Source organism: Ruegeria sp. THAF33 (assembly GCF_009363615.1).
Classification (GTDB): Bacteria; Pseudomonadota; Alphaproteobacteria; order Rhodobacterales; family Rhodobacteraceae; genus Ruegeria.
Window position 1 is genome coordinate 3,119,364 of sequence record NZ_CP045384.1, and the last position, 19,035, is coordinate 3,138,398.

Sequence of the window (19,035 nt, forward strand, 5' to 3'; positions counted from 1 at the left end):
ATGCTGGGAAAAACTGCTGGTGGGTTGTTCTGGATGTCCCGCTACCTGGAACGAGCGGAAAACACGGCCAGGCTGCTTGAAACAGGTCAGCGGATGGCGTTGACCCGCACCAAGAATTCGACCGAAGAATGGGGTTCTGTTCTGAAAACGGCCGGCGTTCTGGATGGGTACCACGCCAAATACGATGATGTTTCAAAAGACAACGCGGTGGATTGGATGCTGCGTGATGCGGATAATCCATCCTCGATCAAGTCAGTCATCAAGCAGGCAAGAGACAATGCGCGCCTTGTTCGAACCGCACTGACACACGATGTTTGGAGCGCAGTAAACTCTACCTGGATGCAGATTGATGATGTCATGAAGCGCCGCGTGAATGAGCGGGACCTGCCTGCGACGCTGGAGCTTATTCGCCAACAGGCGGCCCTGGTTCGTGGCGCTACATTGGGCACGATGCTACGCAATGACATTTTCGACTTCACCCGCATTGGTACCTTCGTCGAACGAGCCGACAATACCGGGCGCATTCTGGATGTGAAATACTACGTTCTTCTGCCCACAGCTTTCTCAGTTGGCTCATCACTGGACAACATCCAATGGGAAAGCATTCTCCGTTCCGTCGGCGCTGGCGGAGGATATCGAATGACCCACGGTGAGAAAACCCAACCGTCTGATATCGCACAGTTTTTGATCTTGGATCAGCGAATGCCGCGCAGCCTTCACTTTTGCTGCAGAAAAATTCAAGAAAACCTTTCTTACCTAAAGAAAGACTATGGCTTTGCCGGGCCTTCCTGCGAGGCCTCGAATGGCCTCTACGAGAAATACCTGGATCAAAAAATCTCTGATATCTTCGAAATCGGTCTGCATGAGTACATTCAGGATTTTCTGACAGATCTCGGCAGCTTAAGTCGACAGATCGAGGTTGATTACAGGTTCTACGAGTAGCCAATGAAACTGCACATTCGACACGAGACACGATACGACTTCGATGCACCCGTTCCCTTCGGGCTGCAACAGCTGAGAAAGACACCAAAGTCATTCCGCAATCAGAACATTGTAAGTTGGAGCACCCAAATCACTGGCGGGCGCAAAGAACTGACTTTTGAAGACTACCACCGCAACACCGTGGAATTGATCAGTTTCGACGTAAACACCCAAAGCATCTCGTTGATTTCAGAAGGCGTTGTAGAAGTGGAAGACACACATGGCGTCCTCGGGCGTCACGAAGGGTCGACTCCATTGTGGCTATTCAAAAGGAGCACCCCTCAGACAACGCCGGGGAAAGGGGTTGCCGAAGTAATAGGCGCGTTGCCCAAAGGCGAACCGCTGGAAAAGATGCATGCCCTTTCCGAAAGCATTCGCACTCAGGTCGCGTACGAGATTGGAAGTTCGCACCCGGGCTGGAGCGCAGAAGACGCACTCGAATCCGGGTGCGGCGTGTGTCAGGACCACGCGCATATTTTCATTGCCTGCGCACGACAGATTGGAGTTCCTGCACGCTATGTATCGGGTTACCTGATGATGAACGAAACGGAACTACAGGACGCGACCCATGCCTGGGCCGAAGTGTACTTGGACGGGCTTGGGTGGGTCGGGTTCGACGTTTCAAACGGGATCTCACCTGACGATCGATACGTACGCGTCGCGACCGGTCTGGACTATTCCCAAGCTGCCCCAGTAATAGGGAACAGAATTGGGGCAGCGGGTGAGCAATTGACAGTGCAGTTGCAGGTCGCACAGCAATAACGGAGAATTTGATGACCTATGCTGTGGGTATGCGGCTGAATCGCGGGTTGGTGTTCATGTCCGACACGCGCACGAATGCAGGCGTCGATAATGTTTCGACCTTCAACAAGATGTTCAATTGGACAGTTGATGGCGATCGGTCGATCACTATCCTAACGGCCGGAAACCTTGCGACTACTCAGGCCACCATAAGCCTTCTGGAAGAGCGGACCAAAGCGCCAGAAGATCGCTCGCCGTCCATACTGGAAGCACCGACAATGTTCCAAGTCGCGCAACTGGTCGCGGCTACGTTGAATGACGTCATACAGGAGCATTCCCAATCCGGTCAGCAAGCCGACAGCGCCTTTCATGCGACACTCATCTTAGGTGGCCAGATCAAAGGCGGCCCGTCTCGCCTGTTTCTGATCTACCCCGAAGGCAACTTTATCGAGGCTGGCGCTGACACTCCGTTCTTTCAGATTGGAGAGACGAAATACGGTCGTCCAATTCTGGTGCGCGCCTATGATCCGGAGATGAGCTTTGCGGAAACTGTGAAACTCCTGCTTGTCAGCTTCGACTCCACGATCAAGGCCAATCTATCTGTCGGAGCTCCGCTTGACCTTCTTCTTTACGATGAAGACAGTCTTGAAGGCGGCACACGGTCCAGATTCGAACCCGACGATCAGTACTTTCGCACCATTTCCGAGGTGTGGGGCGACGCGTTGAAATCGGCCTTGTCCAAGCTTCCAGAATACAAACCAGAGCGAAAGCCAAATGATTGAGCGTCCGCTTTATCCGCATTGCCGACTTTCGCTGAGCTTTGCTTGAACGTCTACTTGGCGGGCTAGGCAAACGATGGACTATACGATCGCACCCGTGTTTCTACCCGCAATAAAAGCGCGCCGTGTTTGCCAAATTCGGAAGAACAGTGTTGAATCTGAAAGGGATTAACCTGAGTTGTCGACGCGCGCTTGGATAGTAACACTGACTTCGAAGCACATTGTTCTTGTTGCTGGATTGGACGCCTGAAAGCTTTACTTCAGGCAACTCATGAAGCTTGCATTTCCCTCTCCGGCCAGAACTCGTCCACTATGACATAAGCGACAATCACGAAGAAAGCGGCCCCTGCAACTTGCAATACGCGCGTGATACTTTTGACGTCAGCTTCATCCGAAAACGGTGCAACCGACCCACCGTAAACGATCAGAACCGTTGTCAACGCCGAACCGGCTGCTGCCGCGAGTGCGGCCTGAGACTTCCCAAGCGCTCCCAGGGTGAAGCAGAAAAACAGACATAATAAAATGGGCGTCAGAATAACCGGTGCGATCACGTTTATCTCGTAACAGATGATCGACACCGCTGCCCCAAGCAGGTTTGCCGTAAGCATAGCTTTGGCGACGGCTTTTCCCATCGACGGCATGGCGGCCAGTTGCTGGCTCAAAAGAGCGACAAAGAACAGAACCAACAATGCAGATGCCCCGGACACAAAAAACACCATGGCAAATGGAAGCGTCACAAGCGACATTCTGACGATCCGCCGGTACCGGTCAAAATCTGGTGGCGCGTCGGCTTTCTTTTGGGCGACTGTTTGAGGTTCCGCTGGGATCATCACAAACATCAGCGTGGATACGAAACCTGCAAATAGCAGGTTAATCGGTATCCAAAATACAAGCACAAGCGCCAGATCCTGCGATTGCAAAACGAGGTTCGGGATCATCAACGCCCCCATGAGTGCTATGACACCGGGTAGAACTCCGGCCCCTGAAACTGACCACATGAAGGACAGGATGATCCCGATGGCAACCAGAATAAGGAATACCACGGGATAGGGAGCGAAAACGGACGACAACAGGAATGAGATGAACATCAATCCTATAGAGAAAACAAACAGCTTTGCGAATGCCGCCAACGGCAGCGCGGTGGGCGCTTGTAGGAACAGCGCGGTGAAAACTGCTCCCACAACCGCCAAAGGCCACCCAAGAAACAAGCCCAAGGCGAAAACGCCGGTCACACCCAGCGCAAGCCGGATAACGGATTTTCGATCCTCAATAGGCATAGGATAGTATTGAGACCAAACGGATATAGGTCCGGCCGACCACATTCAGCAGGGAATTGTCGCTCAAATACATGATCACGTCGGCCTGCCCGTTGAGTTGGAAGCGCAGTTCGTCTTCGGCGTTTCCGGCCTCGTATCCCGGCAGCACGATCCGAACGGGAAACCGTTCTGGTTCGCGCAGAAACCCCTTGGTACTTGGCGGGCTGGCCAACTGGCCAGGTTCATCGCCACCGCTCAAGGATACAGCCGCGCTGAAGCTCTCAATGACACCCGGGATAATTTGACCGGGGTGCATATCCAATACGACATCAACAGGAGAACCCACCCCAGCCCGGCCTAGGTTGTTTTCCGTAAAATACGCCTCTATCCATATGTCGGTTGCATCCAGGAACGTCAAAAGGTCCTGACCGGACCGTGCATACGTACCGGGTGCGATCAACAGATTGGATATGACACCCGTCGCCGGAGCACGCAGTTCAGTCCATTCCAGGTTTAGCTCTGCATCCGCCAAGGCAGCTAACGCGCGCTGAATTTTTGGATTTTCGATCCCGTCGTCACCCAGCCTCTGCTTTGCTTTTTCAAGATCCGCTTTGGCGTTTTCATAATTTGCCTCGGACTCTGCCAGTTGACCTCGGGCATCGTCGGCTTTTGAGACGGCGATCAATCCCTTTCTTTCCAGCGCAAAAACACGCTCTGTTTGAATGCGTATTGTGTCCAGATCGCTCTGGGCCCGCGCCAGTTTGGCTTGCGCGGCTCTTACCTCTGCCGAGGATGCACCCACCTCCTGCGTGGCCGCTTCTAGATCAGCTTCCGCCTTGTTGCGTTGAATTTCGTAGGGCCTGGGGTCGATCCGAACCAGAATATCACCTGCCGAGACGATCTGTCCGTTTTCGACAAGAACTTCGGTCACTGTACCGGTGACCTGTGGAACGATCTGGGTCGCAATGGCCTTTACTCTGGCATTCCCGGTAAACGGCGTTTTTCGGTCAGCGACAAGATACCAGATAAGAAAAACAAGAATGACGGCCAAAGTGGTCCAAATCGTCTTTCTCATTTCGTGGCTCCTTCAGCCGCGCTTTCAGCTTCTGCAGGGGCGTCGATCCAGACCTTGAACAGCTCATAAAACACGGCAAACAGAACAGGTCCCATAAAAATGCCGATCAAGCCATAGGCCATCATGCCGCCAAGAACACCAATGAGTATGACCAGCATTGGTGTTTCGAGGCCTTTTGAGATGAATACAGGCCTTAGGAAGCTGTCCATTATCGCAACGGGAATAGCCAGGATTGTGAAGATCAACGCGGCACCGCCGGACATGGTGCTCCAAGCGTAAATAATCACTGGCAAAAGAACCAAACCGGGCCCGATCTGGATAATCGAGAGGATCAAACAGATAAACGCCAGCGTGGCGGCCGAGCCAATTCCGAACAGCGCCAACAATATCCAAACCACGACCGCCTGAATCGCAGCCACGCCAATCACACCTTTTGTCACATTGCGGATCGTAGCGCCGGCAAGTGTAACGAACTCACCGCCACGGGGCGCAAAGACACGGTTGGCAAAGCGCTGCAGGCCTTGCACCAGACTTGGACCAGGACTGAACAAAGCCCCCATGATCAAGACGGACAGGGCCAGCGCCAAGAGCCCAAGCCCTATGCTTACGACCTTTCCGAACAGTGATTTGGTGATCTCAAGAATCTGCGCGCCGTATTTGGCAAGCGCGCCGTCAAGGTTTCGTTCAAACAAGCCCCAGACTTCAGCAATTTTGTTTCCGACCAGCGGCAGCTCCTTTAAGCCATCGGGTGCCGGTGGGACTTTTAGCTCGCCGTTGTCAGCTTGTTCTGCAAATCCAGACCCAAGTTCGGCTGCTCCGGATACCGCTGTCGCGACCGGTCCCAAGGTCAGAACGAGGCCCAACAATACCAGTATCGTCGTCGCAAGCTTCTTTCTTCCGCCCAACCTGGACTGCAGCCAATCGAAAACCGGATAGAGTGCGACGCACAGGATCGTCGCCCAGATGACCACGCTTGCCAGCGGGGCCACCATTACCAAAGCGCTGTAAAGGAATAGCCCGAGAAACAGCAATCTAATCGCGAGATCGACAATCTTCGCGTCCTGAGTCTTTTCCATACCATCCCTCCAAGATTTGTTTGTTCAAACTTTACACTCAAAAAAATTAATATGTATATTTAAAATACCAAAAAACCTGCAACCATTTGAAGTATATCGCAAATCCGGATTTCAGAGGGGCTGTTCGGTCGACGTATTGCCTGCGTATGAAATCGCAGTGGCTCGGCGGGGCAAAACTAGTTGTCCTCTTGCTTGTCGTCCTGGGACAGGATTGTATCTGCCACCGTAGTCGCTGCAGTCACGAAGATACCGAGCCCAACGATGATGTAGAAAATTGTAAATATTTTCCCTGCCGCTGTTTCAGGAGAAAAGTCACCGAACCCAACGGTCGAAATTGTCACAACAGAAAAATAGATAGAGTCAAGCCAGCTCCAACCTTCGACATAACGGTAAAACACCGACGCCCAGAGGATCATGCCAGTAGTGAATGCTAGAAGGCCCTTCACCCTGCCATCTTTAAAGGCGACGCCTATACCTCGCGTAATTCTCGTTAGTGAATTCATAAAGAAAGAATACCAAGGGATTTATTTATACATAGGATTTTTTGAATTTTCTCGTATTTTTCCAAAAAGCCTGTTGCGCTCCCACCGCGCGTGTCCGGCAGGAATGTTAACCAATGTCTCGCTCAATCGCTTCGGGATTACTCAAGTCAATTCTGTTTTTAATCACCCGGCAAAGTCGGCAATGGGCTCGAAGCCGTCTTCCAAGCATTTTTGATTAACGTCAGCTTTCGGGTCATTTGCAGCCGCTGACTCCCTGCGATTTGGGTGGCAAGGTTACGCATTTTGCGGATGGGTCACACCTTTCTGATTCAAGTCACATAATATCAATGATTTAGCCCTGGCATGTGTCACGCCTTTATTGGCGGCGGCCACAGATTTTAGAGATCCGATCCCTCACTTTGTTCAACAGAAGCGGACCGAACTTCCTCGTGCCGCAGTGAGCAATTGAGGTTGATATGCCCAAGTTGACACAAGATCAGCTGGCGGAGCGGTGGCACATGTCGCCGCGGACGCTGGAGCAGTGGCGCTGGCTCGGAAAGGGCCCCAGGTTTTTGAAGATCGGCGCGCGCGTTTTATACGATGAAGGCGTGATCGAAGCCTTTGAGGAGGCGCAGGTCTGCCAGAATACATGCGGACCGATTTCCGGGGAGGGTGTGTAATGGCAAAGTCCTTCCCCTCACACAAAGTCAAATCGCACCTTGTCTACACAGTCTGGGAGGTGGCGGACGTTTTGAGCTGTCATCGCCAGACCGTCATTCGCTGGATTGGGAACAACGGACTTGCGGCTGATACCAGCAGCAAGCCCTGGTTGATCGAAGGACATGTGATCAAGGACTTCCTCGGACAAAGACAACGCAAGACGCGGTGCAAGTTGGCATTGCATCACTGCTACTGCCTCAGCTGCAGAGGTCCGCGCGAACCCGACGGCAAGATCGCTGACTATGTTCAGGAAACAGCTTCCAGCGGCCGCCTAACAGCCCTCTGTCCGACGTGTGGTGCGGTCATGAACAAGATCATTCGCCGTTCAGATCTGGAAGCCATTCAGGCCAAACTGGAGGTCACACTTCAACAAGCCTCCCCAAGATTAGTGTCCTGTACCGAACCCCATTCAAGAGTGACCTTGAAAGAGGAGCCCGAGACCCATGCCAAAACACACCTCGGATAACCTGCGCATCAAGCGCAAACACCTTGTCTGGCTGAAGGACGCAAAGGGGTTGTCGCAATCTTCGATCGACAAAGCCGCAGCGTCGATTGCCATCTATGACAGATGGCTCAAAGGTAAGGATTACAGGGCGTTCCATTCAGAAAGGGCGCGCGCGTTCAAACGCCATCTGCAAGGTCTACGCAATGACCGCACAGGCGCTTCATTGTCGCCTGCCACGATCAACGGCGTGCTGCGCGACGTCATGAAGTTCTTTGACTGGATGGCGGACCAACCGGGGTACAAGTCCAGGATCTCCCGCGCCGACATTGCCTATCTCACACCGGATCGCAAATCGGAACAGGCCCGTCGCGGCACCCTTTGGAAACCGCATCCGTCTCCCGAACAGGTTGAACGCCTGTTGTCTGAGATGCCCATAGAAACAGTCATCCAGCGCCGTGATCGTGCGCTGATCGCCTTCTTGTTTCTGACCGGATCACGTGAAGGTGCCGCCATCACCGTGCGGCTGCGTCATGTCGATCTAGCCAATAAATGCGTTCAGTTTGACGGCCGTTCCGTGGATACAAAGTTTGGAAAGTCCTTCACGACCAGTTTCTTTCCCTTCGGTGATGATGTCGAAAGGATTCTGCGAGACTGGATCACGGAGCTTCGTCAGGACCATCTTTTCTCGGACACGGATCCTCTGTTCCCAAAGACACGCGTCGCTGTTGGCCCGTCCAGACGGTTTGAGGCAGTAGGTATCGCGCGCGAGCCGTGGGCCGGCCCGTCGTCTGCGGCCAGGATCTTCAAGCAATCTTTCGTCAACGCCGGGCTGCCACCGTTTTCGCCGCACCGCGTGCGAGATACGATCGCAGAGCTGGCAAAACTTCACTGCAGGACACCAGAGGACTATAAAGCCTGGTCGCAGAATATGGGACACGACGACGTGATGACGACGTTCAGCTCCTATGGTTCTGTTTCACCTGGCCGTCAGGTCGAACTGATGGGGCGGTTTCGCCGCCGTGGACCGTTGCCAGACGAGGACGCGGTTATTGATTAATGATCAACTCCGGTGACGGACCCGAACGACCACGCGCTCGGGAGCAAGCCGGTATCCGTTCCAAGAGAGATTTTCGATCAACTCTTGGGGCTTATCAACTGACAGACCAGCGGACTCGAATCTCTTTGCAATCGTTCTTCGCGCGGTCAGTATTCTCCGCCTAACGACTTCGCTGGTTTCAACGCCTAATTTTTCGACGAGGTCGCCAGACTTCAAGCAGGGATACTCCAAAGGTTCGAGACCTTTGCCTGCCGCACGGAGCCACTCTTCAGCCAAAACGATCAACAGATCCGCTGTGGCGTTTTTCTTAAGCTCAATATGTTCGCCGATCAAAACCAAACGTGAGGTTTTGTCGATTTCTATGGTCAGCGGTGGTTTCTCTTTCTCGTTTTTATCAACTGAGGGAGCCGGCACGAAAGGCAAGGACAAGGCGCTCTGCATCGCACCATATAGTCTTGGCAAACTCTGTTCAGGGAACTCACCGGGTGACTTGCTTTCAAGAATTCTGCGCATCACCGATGTGACCGCCTTTCCATGGCGGTTCAGCAAATCTGCGATCATCACCATGGCTGTGTCTGGCGGATTGTCGAGGTGATTGACCGCATCCAACACAACGGGGAAATTTCGGATCAGTGCATCTGGCGTGGCGTTTTCAAACAACACTGCATTGCGCACATAGGACAACGCCATCTCCCGGTCGGTCCCGTTCGGTCGAGCGTCCGACATAAGGTCCACGCGATAGGCATCTTCCGGGTCAAATCGCTCCAACCCCTTTGAAAGCATCGCGAACCGCCGATCGATACACTGCGAACAGCGCCCACAATGGAAGTATTGATGGGTTTGATTATGCACATCAACGCAGCTACGCGTCTCGATAATCTGGTCTGCTATCCCCAGTTGCGCAATGCGTTCCACGACTTCTGCTTTTGTGCGCGCGAAGAATGGATTGTCGACCCGCATATCCTTCTCGAAAACAAGCCGCAGAAGACCGGTGAACAGCTTCAGTGTCTTTGGATGCGTGGTTCGCGTCGCTCGTGTTCCAACGACGTTGCCGACCGGCGGTAGGTTGAGGCTCACGACCCCGTTTTCATGGAACGACACGCGGTCCAGTCCAAAGGCCGTTGCAGTGATCGACCCAAGTACCGCAAACAGGAATGAGCGTGTGCGATGCGTTCTTTCCGCGGTCGATCGGCTCTTCAACTGGGCGGTCATGGGAATGTGACGGCACGTTTCCGGTCCGTACCGTTTGCTCAACGCTGAGATCAGCCGTTTCTGGACTGGCGCTATTTTCGTGGAAGAGGCATGACTGACCAAAGCAACCCGATGCTTCTGTTCTACGATTTCTTCCACAGCACCCGCAAAGGAATCGAGCCCGCCGGAAAACATCAGGACGCGGTGGGGCGTCCATGAACTATTTCGGCCGAATTTGAAGAAGCGCGATCGCTCTGCATCCGGTTCGTCTTTGGTCGAAAAAGAAAATTCAAAGCGGTCGCCGGATAGAAACATCAACGTTTCTTCCAGAGCCTGTATTACGCTCTCACGTTGCCAGAAATCCAGATCGCGTACCGGCATGGTGGCTACGAACCGTCTGTGCCACTTCTCACCCATCTTCTGATCCGCCGGGCCACCACGGCTGACTGCCGCGTCCGCGCAATAGACAAGCGCGGCAATCTCCAGCAAATCGAGTGCACGATCCTGCAGGGCCTCGACCAATTGACGGTTCAATTGTCCAATCCGCAGCGTCATTGCGACTTCGCGGCCAGCAATGTCGAGACGCAGGACTTCATCACCGCCGCTTTTTGTCAGCGGCGGCAACCATCTGACTTCAACTTCAGACAACGGCGCGACGGCGCCCAAACTCCGAGCGCATCTTTTTGAACGCGTAAGCTGTGAACTTGTCTATTGCATCGCGATCAAGCGCCTGCTTCTGCCAGACGGTTTTGCCATACCAGCCGCCTGCATATTCTTCGACAATTCTAGACACTTCAAATGTGTGCTGGGCGAGGGCTTTTTGAAATGTCACTCGCTGGGCATCGGTGGAAAAGCGTCGATCCTCGCCAGTGTGATTGGCGAGTTCCCGGCTCAGATAATAGTCTAGCGAGCGGTATGTCAGCCGGGCAAAGAAATCCCGCGAGAGTCTCGCAAATGCATCACCCGAGGCGAAGCTCGCGAGTGCTTGGCGAATTTCTTGCGGTGTCGGTTCAAACAGGGATGGCAACCGGTCGTGCAGCTGAACGGAAAGGCTTTCCAAGAGCGCGACCTTCGCCAATTCTCCTGCATCTGAGGAACTTCGGAGATCGAAGCTGTTGCGATCAATGGCACGATCCAAACCGGCCAGCAAGCCGGTCACTGAACCGAGCTCCGACGTCGCAATGCCCAAGTCAGCCAAAGCGTCTTCGAAGCCAGGAGCCCTTGCAAGCAAAGGCAGCCTCACGAGGAGATCACTTACAAACTGAAACCTGGGGTCACGACTCGCCCGTGCGAGATCGCTCTCAGATGCATCCGCTGCGGCCTCGGCGATCTCTTCGACTGACGCATCGGTTGCGATCAGATCAACGACCTCGCGCCACTTCCTGGATCGAGGCAAAGTGCCAAGCCTGATGTGTCCCATCCGTTCCTCCCTCGCCTGAAGAGTCATTCAACCATCAGGCGAATGTAAAGGGAAAAATGGCGGCCTTCGCTTACCCTACGCTTACCCGAAGCGAGTGTTAGGCATGAGATCGCCTCGTAAGTCTTTGAAAACAGTGGTGAGCCGTGCAGGATTCGAACCTGCGACCCACTGATTAAAAGTCAGTTGCTCTACCAACTGAGCTAACGGCCCACTCTTTTGTTGGATCTGTCGATCCGTGGCGCTCTTTACGGCAATTCCCCGACCGGGTTCAAGCCCTTATTTCGCGCCTCGTTTCGCCGTAACAACGCGTGTTTCCGGCAACCCGATAGGCGGCTTAATTAGGCAGGTGGCGCTGGAGGGTCAACCCCTTTTTTGAGGAATCTTCGCGACAGGGTGGATTCATGTTCGGACCGACGTTATATGCCGGCCATGCAACAGAGACTCGACACCGGACTGCCGTTCATAAAGATGCACGGGCTGGGCAATGACTTTGTCATTGTTGACGTACGCGCGCAGGATGCCCCGATCACGCCGGCGCTGGCCCGGGGAATCGGGCATCGGCAATTTGGTGTGGGATTCGATCAGTTGGCCGTTATCGAAAAAGGTGAAGCCGACGCGCATCTGGTGTTCTACAATTCCGATGGATCAACCTCGGCCGCCTGCGGCAACGCCACCCGCTGTATTGCACGATTGCTTATGGATGAGACGGGTCGCTCTGCCCTGAAGCTCACCACGGAACGTGGAACCCTTCATGCGCGGGATGCCGGTGATGGGCTTACCTCAGTCAACATGGGGCACCCGCAGCTGGACTGGCGCGAAGTTCCTCTGGCAGAAGAGATGGACACGCTGGAATTGCCAATCGAAGGCACCCCGACGGCAACGGGAATGGGAAACCCGCATTGCACATTCTTCGTTGAAAACGCCGAAGCGATCCCGTTGGCAGAATTTGGCGCGCGTTACGAATACCACCCGCTTTATCCCGAACGCACTAATGTCCAGGTGGCCCAGGTCATTGGCCCGGATCACATCCGTATGCGCGTCTGGGAGCGCGGAGTAGGCATCACTTTGGCATCTGGGTCTTCATCCTGTGCAACAGCCGTGGCTGCCGCGCGACGGGGGCTGACCGGTCGCAAGGTGCGGATTGATTTGGATGGTGGCACGCTTTGGGTCGACTGGCGCGACGATGGTGTCTGGATGACCGGCCCGACATGTCACGTTTTCTCTGGCACTCTGACGCCTGAATTTCTGAGGTCGCTGGGATGAACCCGCCCAAGTTCACCACGTTGGGCTGCCGCCTGAACGCCTATGAAACCGAGGCGATGAAAGAGCTGTCGCAACAGGCCGGTCTGACAGACGCTGTGGTGGTGAACACATGCGCAGTGACGGCTGAGGCCGTGCGCAAGGCCCGGCAGGAGATCCGCAAGCTACGGCGCGAGAATCCGAATGCCCGCCTGATCGTCACAGGCTGTGCCGCCCAGACCGAGCCCGAAACCTTTGCCCGGATGGACGAGGTCGATGCGGTCATCGGCAACACTGAAAAGATGCGCCCCGAGACCTGGCAAGGCATGGCTGCCGATTTCATCGGTCAGACCGAGGCGGTGCAGGTGGATGACATCATGTCGGTCACGGAAACGGCCGGCCATCTGATCGACGGGTTCGGCACCCGCTCGCGCGCCTATGTGCAGGTTCAGAACGGCTGTGACCACCGCTGTACCTTCTGCATCATTCCCTATGGCCGGGGCAACTCACGCAGCGTCCCGGCCGGTGTGGTGGTGGATCAGATCAAGCGGCTTGTCGACAAGGGGTATAACGAGGTCGTGCTGACCGGGGTCGATTTGACATCCTGGGGCGCCGACCTACCCGCAAGCCCCAAGCTGGGCGATCTTGTGATGCGCATCCTCAAGCTGGTGCCGGATTTGCCACGCCTGCGGATCAGTTCGATTGATTCGATCGAGGTTGATGAGAATCTGATGCAGGCCATCGCAACCGAACCGCGCCTGATGCCGCACCTACATCTGTCGCTACAGCATGGCGACGATCTGATTCTAAAGCGCATGAAACGCCGCCACTTGCGCGACGACGCCATCCGCTTTACAGAAGAGGCACGCAAGCTGCGCCCCGACATGACCTTTGGTGCGGATATCATCGCAGGCTTCCCGACCGAGTCCGAAGCGCATTTCGAAAACTCGCTGAAGCTGATCACCGACTGCGACCTGACCTGGCTGCATGTCTTCCCCTATTCCAAGCGTGAAGGCACACCGGCAGCCCGCATACCGCAGCAGGTGAATGGAACGGTCATCAAGGATCGCGCCGCCCGCTTGCGCGCAGCAGGCGACGCTCAGGTCACAAAGCACTTGTCACAACAAATCGGCAAAACCCATCACATCCTGATGGAAAACCCGCATATGGGCCGAACCGAACAGTTCACCGAGGTTTCGTTCAAAGCACCTCAACCCGAAGGCCAGATCGTGCGCGCTGCTATAACCGGGCGGACCATGACCCAACTCACGGCCTGATTCCCTTCATCAGGCAAGAAAGACCCCGGGGAAGAACTGGCCAATGGCCAAGAAGAGGGGCAAGGGCCCTGTGACCCCTTCTGGAAACAAAAACCCCCGCAACCGGATGGCGCGGGGGTTTCAATTTATGCTTACTGAAAAGGGTCTCAGTCTTCTTTACGAAGTTTACCCTTATGCGGAGCCCACAGGCGCTTGTTGACCAGATAGAGAAGCACCGACAGAACGGTCAGGAAAATCACGCCAACAAAGCCAGCGTTCTTGCGCTCCATCATCTTCGGCTCGGCTGCCCACATCAGGAACGCCGAGACGTCCTCTGACATGTGTTCGACAGAGTTCGAGTGCCCGTCAGCAAACTCGACCTGTTCATCCGCCAGCGGCGGTGCCATCGAAATCCAGCCACCGGGGAAGGCCTTGTTTTCGTAAAGGACAGTTCCTGCCTCTTCCTTCTCTTCACCAGTATAGCCGTCCAGCAGTGAGGCGATGTACTCGGCTCCGCCCATGCCTTTGACCAGCTGATTGATGCCCAAACCGTAAGGTCCGTGGAAGCCCGCGCGGGCCTTGGCCATCAGGCTCAGGTCCGGTGCGCCGACACCGTTGTTGGCCGGGAAGTGGTCTGTCGGAATCGCCGGGCGGAAATCGTCCAGCTCGGGATCGAACACTTCGAAGTTGTCAGCCGCATAGGCGATGACTTCTTCTTCCGAATAGCCCAGCGCTTCCAGATCGCGCAAAGGCACATATTGCAGACCGTGGCAGGCTGCGCAGACCTCGGTATAGATCTGAAGGCCGCGCTGCAGCTGATGCTGGTCCCAGGTACCGAAGGGTCCTTCGAACGAGAAGTCGAAGTCTTCGATATGCTGCTCACCCCCACCTGCTGCAATGGATGCAACAGGGGTCAGGGCCAAGGCAAACGCGGCGCCGATTGCAAGTTTCTTGAACATGTTTCCGGTCCCTCTTCTTACTCGGCCGGCGTGGCTTTGGCGTCAGCCTTGCCATAATGCGCGTTGAAGTCTTCTTCGATGGTCTCGGGCTGTGCCAGAGGCTTCTCGATCACTCCGAGGATCGGCAGGATCACGAAGAAATAGGCGAACCAGTAGGCGGACGCGATCAGCGAGAAGGTCGCATAGGGCTCTTCCGCGGGCATCGCACCCAGCCACATCAGGGCAAAGAAGTCGATGACCAGCAGGTAGAACCACCATTTGAACATCGGACGGTACTTACCCGAACGCACGTTAGACGTGTCCAGCCAGGGCGCCAGCGCCATGGCCAGGATCGCGCCGAACATCGCAAGAACACCGAAGAACTTGGCATCGATGATACCGCCGGTGATGAAGCTTGCGAATTGAACGACCCAGACCTCACCGGTGAACGCACGCAGGATCGCGTAGAACGGCAGGAAGTACCATTCGGGAACGATGTGTGCAGGTGTCACCAGAGGGTTGGCTTCGATGTAGTTGTCCGGGTGGCCCAGATAGTTCGGCATAAAGCCCACGACGGCCCAGAACACGACCAGGATCACGGCCAGGGCGAAGAGATCCTTGATCACGAAGTACGGCCAGAACGGCAGCGTGTCTTTCTCGGCCTCAGCTTTCGAGCCCCGGCGCACTTCAACACCTGTCGGGTTGTTGTTGCCGGTGGTGTGGAAGGCCCAGATATGCACCACAACCAATGCCGCAATGATAAACGGCAGCAGATAGTGCAACGAGAAGAAGCGGTTCAGCGTGGCGTTGTCCACGGCGGGCCCGCCCAGCAACCAAGTCTGAAGCGCGTCACCAACAAACGGGATCGCACCAAACAGGCCGGTGATCACGGTCGCACCCCAGAAGGACATCTGACCCCAGGGCAGAACATAGCCCATGAAGGCGGTGCCCATCATCATCAGGTAGATCAGCATACCAATGATCCACGTGATCTCACGCGGGGCTTTGTACGAGCCATAATACAGGCCGCGGAACATATGGATGTAAACCGCCACAAAGAACAGCGATGCGCCATTCATGTGCAGATAGCGGATAAAGTGACCGCCATTCACGTTGCGCATGATGTGCTCGATGCTGGCAAAGGCCAGATCAACATGCGGGGTATAGTGCATCACCAAAACGATACCGGTGATGATTTGCAGCGCCAGGCAGAATGCCAGAACGATGCCCCAGATCCACCACCAGTTCAGGTTCTTGGGGGTCGGGATCATAAGGGTATCGTACAGCAGGCCAACAATCGGCAGACGGCTGTTCAGCCACTTCTCGCCGTTTGTCTTCGGCTCGTAATGATCGTGGGGAATTCCGGACATAAGTTTGGGTCTCCCTTAGCCGAGTTTGATTGTGCTGTTGTCCACCCATTCTGCGGGCGGGACAGGCAGGTTCTCAGGCGCGGGGCCTTTACGGATACGACCGGCGAGGTCGTAGTGCGAGCCGTGGCACGGGCAGAACCAGCCACCGAAGTCGCCGGCATCCCCCAGAGGCACACAGCCGAGGTGCGTACAAACGCCCATCTGAACGATCCAGGCACCCGGCGCTTCGCCTTCCGGTGACGGCATGACGCGGTTTGCGTCAGTCGCAGGCGCATCTGCGCTCAGGTTGAAGTTGCGTGCAAGCGGATCTGGCAGCGCATCAACACCTTCGGCGTCCTGTTCCTGGGCTTCCTGAATCTCGGCACCAGTGCGGTGACGGACAAAAACGGGTTTTCCCAGCCATTTTACCGTCAGTTGCGTGCCCGGCTCGACGCCGCTCACATCCACACGGATCGAGGACAGCGCCTGAACGTCTGCCGACGGGTTCATTTGGTTGATCAGTGGCCATACGGCTGCACCTGTTGCAACGACACCTGCGCCGCCAGCGACGTAGTACAGGAAATCTCTGCGGGTGCCTTCGTGGTCTTCTGCGTGGGACACGAGGTTATCTCCGATTATCTGGCGCCCGCGGACGGGCAAATAGCTCGCGCACCGCACGAATGCGGTGTCTTAACCGCGCTTACTATCGGGGAGAATAGTGTTCGTCCAGCGTTCATAAACGCGCAATACGCCGCATGTGTCCCTTCATGCACGTGACGAGGGGCTTTTTTTGGTGATTCTCGTCCGCAACTTTGCCTGCGGCTTCGAATCAAGGGGGGTTGATTCGAACCTCGAACTCCGTTTTGCAGGCGAAATCCAGCCCGATTCTGACCACCAGTCGGCCAGTCATTTGAGAGCGTATTCTTGACAATCAGCATCACGAAGCAACGATTGTCTGCCGAGTAAATCATATTCGCCAAATAGATGATTTAAATCGAAAATTGAGCGCAATTACACAGTTGCACTTTTTCCGTGAATACCGGACAGCGCAAAAACGCGCGAACTCCTGCAAGGAGACCCCAATGTCAAAAATCACCCTGGCCACTGCGATATTCACATTGGCCCTGTCCTCGCAAACACTTGCGGCAGGTGATCCTGCGAAAGGCGAGGCGATGTACAACCGCTGTTCATCGTGTCATGCGATCATCAAGGACGGCGAAGTACTGGTCAAAGGCGGAATCACCGGCCCGAATCTCTATGGCGTCGTCGGACGTGTCGCCGGCTCCGAAAAAGACTATCGCTATGGCAGCGAGCGCCTGCCGGTCGGTATGTTCACCGATGACATGATCCGCGCCGGCGAAGAGGGTCTGATCTGGACCGAAGAAAACATCGCCGCCTATTCCAAAGACCCCATCGGTTTCATCAAAGAGTATCTGGATGACGAAACCGCCCGCCCGAACATGAGCGTCAAGCTCAGGAAAGGCGCGGAAGATATCGCCGCCTATCTGGCAACGTTCAGTTCCGAGTAATCCTTTTTCCCGGTGCTGGTTACGCCTTGTGCATCAAGGCGGCCAGCTGACCGGTTTCACTGCCAAATCCGCCGGGCACTTTGTCGGCGGCAGCGATTCTTGCCTCCTCCGGCTTGTTCTGGCCCAGTTTCCAGGTGCCCTGGATATCCTCTACCTGCATCCGGCATGGTACGATCATCCGCATCATTCTGGCCAACGCGTCATCAGACATTTTCCCGGTGACCCATGGCGCCTTGGGCAGCAGTCGATCTTCAAAGAATGCGGTTTGTCGATCCAGCAAATCACGCAGCTCGTCCTGCGGGCGCAGTTCAAGCCGTCCGGTCAGGTGCACGGCGACATAGTTCCACGTCGGAACCTGATCGGCGACACCGTACCAGTCGGGCGAGACATAGCCATCAGGCCCCTGCACCGCGATCCTGACCTCTTTCGGCCCGTGCAGCATACGGACAATGGGGTTTGATCGCACCAGATGAAGATCGACCACCGCACCGTCCTCAGACAGCAGAAAGGGCACGTGACTGATCAATGGCGCGCCGTCGCCGGAAATCGCCAGAACGCCAAAAGCCCGGTCACGGGCGAATTCAATATGACGCGCTCGATCCTCGACGCGGAAGGCTGGATTTGGGTGCATGGGCGACCTCCTGCCAAATCTCTTGCAGATGGGGTTGGTTCTTGGCAAGGTCTGCCTCGTTCTCAGGGCGGGGTGGAATTCCCCACCGGCGGTATGCGGGCCATGACCCGCAAGCCCGCGAGCGGCTCTGCCGTGTCCACGATCCGAACGGCAAAGGCCGGTATTCGGACAAAGTGTGGAACCACGAAAGAGTGTCAGCAGATCTGGTGAGAGGCCAGAGCCGACGGTCAAAGTCCGGATGGAAGAGAACGTGCAAGCCGTGCCGGTGAACCGGCGCGCCTGCTCGTGATCGCCTTGGGTGACGTGTCATGCCGGGCTGGCAGCGAAGGTTTTCGCGACCGCCAGCAGGCCACCGAACTGAAAGGAGATCACGATGACACACACCCGCTATGCTTTTGTCAAAGCCAACTGGCATTCCGACATCGTCGACCGCGCGCTTGACGGTTTTCTGGAACTGATCCCGGCCGATCAGGTCGATGTTTTCGACGTTCCCGGCGCGTTCGAGATGCCGCTGCTGGCCCGCGATCTGGCCCAAACCGGCCGCTACGCCGCTGTCGCCTGCGCCGCATTTGTCGTGGATGGCGGTATTTACCGGCACGATTTCGTGGCGCAGGCCGTTGTCGATGGGTTGATGCGCGCGGGCATGGATACCGGCGTACCGGTCCTGTCCGTTTCCCTGACGCCGCACCAGTATCAGGAAACCGATCACCACAACGCCATCTACCGCGCGCATTTTGTTGAGAAAGGCCGCGAAGCCGCACAAGCTGCGCTGAAAATCACAGCGACCCGAACGGCGCTGATGCAGGCCGCCTGATCTTCATCTTTTCAAAAATACTCATTCGCGCCACCGCAAGGTGGCGCCCACCAATT

The 19,035-nt window shown here is 55.5% G+C and carries 21 protein-coding genes, 1 tRNA gene and 1 riboswitch; of the genes, 11 read left to right on the plus strand and 11 right to left on the minus strand.

Going from position 1 to position 19,035, the window contains the following annotated elements; translation table 11 throughout:
* From FIU92_RS15640 to FIU92_RS15650, 3 genes are read left to right on the plus strand one after another with little or no spacing between them, the layout of a single operon-like run.
* The gene (locus FIU92_RS15640; RefSeq protein ID WP_152459498.1) at positions 1 to 942 is read left to right on the plus strand and encodes an alpha-E domain-containing protein; all 942 of its coding nucleotides are present in this window, start codon (positions 1 to 3) and stop codon (positions 940 to 942) included.
* 3 nt (positions 943 to 945) lie between these two features.
* Positions 946 to 1,743 (plus strand): transglutaminase family protein, encoded by a 798-nt coding sequence (locus tag FIU92_RS15645; RefSeq protein WP_152459499.1) that lies wholly within the window; start codon positions 946 to 948, stop codon positions 1,741 to 1,743.
* Between the two features lie 11 nt (positions 1,744 to 1,754).
* Positions 1,755 to 2,504: a proteasome-type protease gene (locus tag FIU92_RS15650; RefSeq protein WP_152459500.1), complete on the plus strand. Its 750-nt coding sequence runs from the start codon at positions 1,755 to 1,757 to the stop codon at positions 2,502 to 2,504.
* Positions 2,505 to 2,770: 266 nt separating this feature from the next.
* Here FIU92_RS15650 and FIU92_RS15655 read toward each other — a convergent pair whose 3' ends face one another.
* The 4 genes from FIU92_RS15655 to FIU92_RS15670 all read right to left on the minus strand — a co-directional run bounded on the left by FIU92_RS15655 (position 2,771) and on the right by FIU92_RS15670 (position 6,324).
* Positions 2,771 to 3,778 (minus strand): DUF2955 domain-containing protein, encoded by a 1,008-nt coding sequence (locus FIU92_RS15655; protein WP_172978508.1) that lies wholly within the window; start codon positions 3,776 to 3,778, stop codon positions 2,771 to 2,773.
* Complete coding sequence (locus FIU92_RS15660) at positions 3,768 to 4,832, minus strand: HlyD family secretion protein (protein WP_152459502.1); 1,065 nt, start codon at positions 4,830 to 4,832, stop codon at positions 3,768 to 3,770. Before FIU92_RS15660 ends, FIU92_RS15655 begins: the two co-directional genes overlap by 11 nt.
* Positions 4,829 to 5,908, minus strand: a complete 1,080-nt coding sequence (locus FIU92_RS15665; protein WP_152459503.1) for an AI-2E family transporter — start codon at positions 5,906 to 5,908, stop codon at positions 4,829 to 4,831. The genes FIU92_RS15660 and FIU92_RS15665 overlap by 4 nt, the downstream gene beginning before the upstream one ends.
* 176 nt (positions 5,909 to 6,084) lie before the next feature.
* Positions 6,085 to 6,324, minus strand: a complete 240-nt coding sequence (locus FIU92_RS15670) for a potassium channel family protein (RefSeq protein WP_253282527.1) — start codon at positions 6,322 to 6,324, stop codon at positions 6,085 to 6,087.
* Here FIU92_RS15670 and FIU92_RS22850 point away from each other — a divergent pair.
* The 4 genes from FIU92_RS22850 to FIU92_RS15685 all read left to right on the plus strand — a co-directional run bounded on the left by FIU92_RS22850 (position 6,323) and on the right by FIU92_RS15685 (position 8,612).
* A complete protein-coding gene (locus FIU92_RS22850) occupies positions 6,323 to 6,625 on the plus strand; it encodes a hypothetical protein (protein ID WP_172978437.1) in 303 nt (100 codons plus the stop codon). The two genes, FIU92_RS15670 and FIU92_RS22850, sit on opposite strands and share 2 nt — an antisense overlap.
* A gap of 241 nt (positions 6,626 to 6,866) precedes the next feature.
* Positions 6,867 to 7,070, plus strand: a complete 204-nt coding sequence (locus FIU92_RS15675) for a helix-turn-helix domain-containing protein (protein ID WP_058272705.1) — start codon at positions 6,867 to 6,869, stop codon at positions 7,068 to 7,070.
* Positions 7,070 to 7,576 carry a helix-turn-helix domain-containing protein gene (locus FIU92_RS15680; RefSeq protein WP_152459505.1) on the plus strand — a complete coding sequence of 169 codons (507 nt, stop codon included), beginning with the start codon at positions 7,070 to 7,072 and terminating at the stop codon, positions 7,574 to 7,576. The genes FIU92_RS15675 and FIU92_RS15680 overlap by 1 nt, the downstream gene beginning before the upstream one ends.
* On the plus strand, positions 7,554 to 8,612 hold the full coding sequence (locus FIU92_RS15685; protein ID WP_152459506.1) for a site-specific integrase: 1,059 nt from the start codon (positions 7,554 to 7,556) through the stop codon (positions 8,610 to 8,612). Before FIU92_RS15680 ends, FIU92_RS15685 begins: the two co-directional genes overlap by 23 nt.
* 3 nt (positions 8,613 to 8,615) lie before the next feature.
* Here FIU92_RS15685 and FIU92_RS15690 read toward each other — a convergent pair whose 3' ends face one another.
* From FIU92_RS15690 to FIU92_RS15700, 3 genes are all read right to left on the minus strand, one after another.
* A complete protein-coding gene (locus FIU92_RS15690) occupies positions 8,616 to 10,451 on the minus strand; it encodes a 7-cyano-7-deazaguanine synthase (RefSeq protein ID WP_254705321.1) in 1,836 nt (611 codons plus the stop codon).
* The gene (locus FIU92_RS15695; RefSeq protein ID WP_152459508.1) at positions 10,444 to 11,223 is read right to left on the minus strand and encodes a hypothetical protein; all 780 of its coding nucleotides are present in this window, start codon (positions 11,221 to 11,223) and stop codon (positions 10,444 to 10,446) included. The genes FIU92_RS15690 and FIU92_RS15695 overlap by 8 nt, the downstream gene beginning before the upstream one ends.
* A gap of 134 nt (positions 11,224 to 11,357) precedes the next feature.
* Positions 11,358 to 11,433: transfer RNA gene (locus FIU92_RS15700), tRNA-Lys, on the minus strand.
* Between the two features lie 210 nt (positions 11,434 to 11,643).
* Here FIU92_RS15700 and dapF point away from each other — a divergent pair.
* Together dapF and mtaB are read left to right on the plus strand one after the other, a co-directional pair.
* Positions 11,644 to 12,486: a diaminopimelate epimerase gene (gene dapF / locus FIU92_RS15705; protein WP_152459509.1), complete on the plus strand. Its 843-nt coding sequence runs from the start codon at positions 11,644 to 11,646 to the stop codon at positions 12,484 to 12,486.
* Positions 12,483 to 13,739, plus strand: coding sequence for a tRNA (N(6)-L-threonylcarbamoyladenosine(37)-C(2))-methylthiotransferase MtaB (mtaB, locus tag FIU92_RS15710; RefSeq protein WP_152459510.1), 1,257 nt, complete (start codon positions 12,483 to 12,485; stop codon positions 13,737 to 13,739). The genes dapF and mtaB overlap by 4 nt, the downstream gene beginning before the upstream one ends.
* A 146-nt stretch (positions 13,740 to 13,885) precedes the next feature.
* Here the strand turns inward: mtaB and FIU92_RS15715 are convergent, their stop codons facing one another.
* From FIU92_RS15715 to petA, 3 genes are read right to left on the minus strand one after another with little or no spacing between them, the layout of a single operon-like run.
* Positions 13,886 to 14,677, minus strand: a complete 792-nt coding sequence (locus FIU92_RS15715; protein WP_152459511.1) for a cytochrome c1 — start codon at positions 14,675 to 14,677, stop codon at positions 13,886 to 13,888.
* Positions 14,678 to 14,694: 17 nt separating this feature from the next.
* A complete protein-coding gene (petB, locus tag FIU92_RS15720) occupies positions 14,695 to 16,026 on the minus strand; it encodes a cytochrome b (RefSeq protein WP_152459512.1) in 1,332 nt (443 codons plus the stop codon).
* Positions 16,027 to 16,041: 15 nt separating this feature from the next.
* Positions 16,042 to 16,626 carry a ubiquinol-cytochrome c reductase iron-sulfur subunit gene (petA, locus tag FIU92_RS15725; RefSeq protein ID WP_152459513.1) on the minus strand — a complete coding sequence of 195 codons (585 nt, stop codon included), beginning with the start codon at positions 16,624 to 16,626 and terminating at the stop codon, positions 16,042 to 16,044.
* 461 nt (positions 16,627 to 17,087) lie between these two features.
* Here petA and FIU92_RS15730 point away from each other — a divergent pair, with 461 nt between their 5' ends.
* Entirely contained in the window at positions 17,088 to 17,534 is a 447-nt protein-coding gene (locus FIU92_RS15730) for a cytochrome c family protein (protein WP_152459514.1), read from the plus strand.
* A 19-nt stretch (positions 17,535 to 17,553) separates the two neighbouring features.
* On the opposite strand, the gene FIU92_RS15735 is transcribed toward FIU92_RS15730, so the two are convergent.
* Entirely contained in the window at positions 17,554 to 18,165 is a 612-nt protein-coding gene (locus FIU92_RS15735) for an FMN-binding negative transcriptional regulator (RefSeq protein ID WP_152459515.1), read from the minus strand.
* 54 nt (positions 18,166 to 18,219) lie between these two features.
* Positions 18,220 to 18,419: riboswitch (FMN riboswitch) on the plus strand.
* A gap of 119 nt (positions 18,420 to 18,538) precedes the next feature.
* On the opposite strand from FIU92_RS15735, the gene FIU92_RS15740 reads away from it, so the two are divergent.
* A complete protein-coding gene (locus FIU92_RS15740; protein WP_152459516.1) occupies positions 18,539 to 18,979 on the plus strand; it encodes a 6,7-dimethyl-8-ribityllumazine synthase in 441 nt (146 codons plus the stop codon).
* The last annotated feature ends 56 nt before the right edge of the window (positions 18,980 to 19,035 follow it).